3 protein-coding genes are annotated in these 3,393 nt (G+C 69.8%); all 3 read right to left on the bottom strand.

Going from position 1 to position 3,393, the window contains the following annotated elements:
• The coding region (locus RIF68_RS31550; protein ID WP_309054686.1) for a lysine 2,3-aminomutase at positions 1–1,004 on the bottom strand (1,004 nt) is incomplete at its 3' end.
• A 19-nt stretch (positions 1,005–1,023) separates the two neighbouring features.
• Positions 1,024–2,076 carry a diiron oxygenase gene (locus RIF68_RS31545; protein ID WP_309054685.1) on the bottom strand — a complete coding sequence of 351 codons (1,053 nt, stop codon included), beginning with the start codon at positions 2,074–2,076 and terminating at the stop codon, positions 1,024–1,026.
• A gap of 83 nt (positions 2,077–2,159) precedes the next feature.
• Positions 2,160–2,888, bottom strand: a complete 729-nt coding sequence (locus tag RIF68_RS31540; RefSeq protein WP_309054684.1) for a TauD/TfdA family dioxygenase — start codon at positions 2,886–2,888, stop codon at positions 2,160–2,162.
• Positions 2,889–3,393: the final 505 nt, after the last annotated feature.

Here is a 3,393-nt window from a genome sequence, read left to right as displayed (position 1 = left end):
GCCCGGGCGAGGGGGATGCCGAAGTAGCTGCTGGCGCCGGTGTCCCGCTCCACGAACATGTAGTAGGGGATGACGCCCAGTTCGACCTGGAGCTGCCACATCCGCGACCAGGCGGCGGGGTCGTCGTTGACGTGGGCGACCAGCGGGGCCTGGGCCCGCACCTCGGCGCCGGTGGCACGGATCCGGGCGATCGCCTCGCGCACCGCGTCCGTCTCCAGCTCGCGCGGGTGCGAGAAGTGCGCCATGAGGGCCACGTGCCGGCCGCGCGCCACGCACTCCTCGAACAGCCGCAGCAGGTCGTCCGCGTCGGGGCCGGTGGTGAACCGGTCCGGCCAGTACGACAGCGCCTTGGTGCCGAAGCGCAGGGTGCGCACCGTGTCGGTCCGCTCCAGGAGCGGCTCGACCCAGCGGCGTACCACCTCGGTCCGCATGATCATCGGGTCGCCGCCGGTGAACAGCACGTCGGTGACCTCGGGGTGGTGGGCCAGGTAGCCGGTGAGGTCGGCCGGGTCGCGCAGCGCCTGGCGCAGCTCCTCCTGGCTGACGAACTGGGCCCAGCGGAAGCAGTATCCGCAGTACGAATGGCAGGTCTGCCCCTGGGAGGGGAAGACGAGCACCGTCTCGGCGTACTTGTGCTGGAGGCCGTCGAGCCGGCGCCCGTCGAGGGTCGGCACGTTCGCCTCGAGCTGGCCGCCCGGGTGCGGGTTGAGGTCCAGCTGGGCGGCGGTGGCGGCGGCGCGCAGCTCGGTGCGCGGCGCGCCCGCGTCCAGCAGCGCCGCCATCTTGTCGAAGACCGGCGCGGGCAGCATGTCCCGGTGCGGGAAGGTGAGGCGGAAGATCGGGTCGTCCGGCGCGGCCGACCAGTCGATCAGCTCGTCGGCCACGTACTCGTTGACCTTGAACGGCAGGACGCTGGAGACCACGCGCAGGTCGCGGACGTACTCGTCCGGCATGCCGCGGTCCCGGGCGAGCTGCGCGAGGCGCTCGTTCGCGTAGTGCTTCACGGGTTTCTCTCGATTCCGTTCAGCGCGCCACGTGGGACTTGGACCAGTCGAACTCCACGAGGTCCTGGACACCCATCCGCTCGATGAGGGTGTGCAGACCCGTGTAGTCGCGGACGAGCCGGCTGCGGCTCTGCTCGGCCTGGCAGTCGTGCAGCATGTCGTGGCCGCCCTCGACGCCGACCAGGTCCATGATCCGGTGCCAGGTCGTGTAGTCGGTGGCCACGAAGGCCTCCAGGCCCTCGAACAGCATGTCGCGGAAGAAGCGCTGCTTCTTCTCGTCGAGGCGGTCGTGGACGACCTCGGCGAGGACCGCGGAGATGGAGGCGTGGCAGTACTCGTCGCGGTTGTGGAGCTTGGCGGTGCTGCTGTTGATCGGCTGGATGTCCGGGTCGTCGGCGAGCAGGTCCAGGTAGGCGTTGATGGAGATCTCCGACACCGTCGCGAAGGCGAGGGTGGTCAGCGACCGCTGCCAGCGCTCGTCCGCGCTGTCGCGCAGCCGCTGGTGCTCGCGCGCCGTGTGGGAGATCGGCAGCTCGTGGTCGGGCATCGGCCGGCCGCGCTTGCGGCGCGTGACCGCGCTGGCGTTGAGGTGCATCAGCGTGTGGTACTGCTCGTCGACCATGGCCTGGGCGAGGGAGATGTTGAGCGCCTCGTCCTGGAGCTCGGGGTACTCGCCCTCCATGACGAGGGCGAAGGCGGGGTTGGCCACCTTCTGCTCGGCCATGATGGTGTGCCGGTTGTACGCGATCCACGCCCAGCTCAGCAGCTGGGACTTCTTCTCCGGGTCCAGCGCCTGGTACGTGGGGTGGTCGCGGAAGGGCAGGATCCGCTCGGGGTAGTCCGGGCGGTCGAGCTCGAAGAGTTCGTCGAGGTCCGGCTCCTCGCGCTTCACGGTGGCGCGCCGGTGCCAGTTGCCGACGAGCCGGCGGATGACGGCGCTCTCGATCTGGTTGTCGGGGTCGTGGCGGGGCACGCCCTCGGGCAGCCCCCGGAGCTCCTCCGGGAGTCCGGTGGGGAACTCCTCCTGAGCTTCCTGAGCTTCCTGAACAGGCGCGTTCCGGACGTCAGTCATGCGTGGGCCTCACGTGATCGGTGGTGTCCGTCACGGGGTGGCAGGGCCACCGGTGACGGGGTGACTGGTGACGGGCGCGCGGTTCAGCGCTGGGCGGCGATCCAGTAGCGGGTGAGGTGGCGCCGCTTGTCCGTGTAGGCGGAACGGGCGTGCACCATACGCTGGTTGTCCCAGATCAGGACGTGGTTCTCGGGAATGAGCACCGAGACGCGGTTCTCCCGGAAGAAGGCCTCGGCCTGTTCGGCGAGGTGGATGCCGAAGCTGCCCAGCGGCAGCTGCTCCGGGTCGACGGCGGCGTCGACCGGCGGGTCGTACTGACCGGTGGTCAGCAGGTTGTAGCTGAAGCGCAGGATCTCCTGGCCGCTGTCGGTGACCTCGACGACGGGGCGGCGAACGCCCTCGGTGCCGACGCCTCCGGTGTTGTGGCCGACCCAGTCGACGGTCTGCTCGTAGAGGGCGGCCCGGTCGCGCTCGGACAGCGAGGCGACGAAGGCCCGCATGTCGGCGAGTTCGGTGTGCCCGCTGCCGCAGGTGGCCTGCACCCGGCAGTGCAGCGCCAGATAGGTGGGCGGCGGGTTCCAGCCCGGCGCCTCGGTGTGCACCAGGATCGTGTTGACGCTCTTGGAGTACCGGCGCTGCTCGAACCCGGGAGCGGCCTTCACCTGGTACCGCAGCGATCCGTCGTACTGCGGGACCAGCTCACCGAAGACACCGACCGCTGCGGCCGCCTCCTCGTCGGTGGTGATCCCCTCGAGCAGCGTGTAGCCCTGCTCCGCGAGTTCCCGACTGTGAATATCAAGGGCCGTAGACATGAAGGACTCCCCCATCCTCAGTTGATACGGGCAAGGCGGCGATCGGGTCGCGATCGAGCCCCCGGCGTGCCCCGGTGTGATCCTCTGGCAACAGCGAGTGGGCCGCAATGGGTCGTATTGTGAGATGGCTCACGGAACCATATGCTCCGGCCTGTTTACCGACGTCAGCCGTTTCCCCAGGTAAAGCCCGCCTGAACGAGGCGACTTGATCCACTTGCGGAGCACCCCGTTTTCCACCACGGCGTCCGATAAGCGCACCTCTCCCCCCGAATACCGGCATCCGTCCCCCATCCCCGCGCACCCCCGCCGGCCGTCTCTCCCACCCCGCTCCCCAACCACGTCCGGCACCCCACCTCCCCCTAAGCGATCGCAAATCGCCCCGAACCCCCTGCCGCCCCACCCCCTGCTTCCTCCCACCCGTCCGCCCCGATCCGCTACGCTGTTCCCGTCAGCGGCCAGGCCACACCGGACGCCCCGGGAACCCACCCCAGGCACCCGGCCGACC

Source organism: Streptomyces sp. (genome assembly GCF_031178505.1).
Taxonomy (GTDB): domain Bacteria; phylum Actinomycetota; class Actinomycetes; order Streptomycetales; family Streptomycetaceae; genus Streptomyces; species Streptomyces gulbargensis.
Note: the sequence above shows the minus strand (reverse complement) of the source record. Positions and strands in the feature narration are given on the sequence as shown.

Excerpts from the sequence above, each read along its gene's own strand:
- RIF68_RS31545 (WP_309054685.1), bottom strand. The coding sequence starts at position 2,076 with ATGACTGACGTCCGGAACGCGCCTGTTCAGGAAGCTCAGGAAGCTCAG.
- RIF68_RS31540 (WP_309054684.1), bottom strand. The coding sequence starts at position 2,888 with ATGTCTACGGCCCTTGATATTCACAGTCGGGAACTCGCGGAGCAGGGC.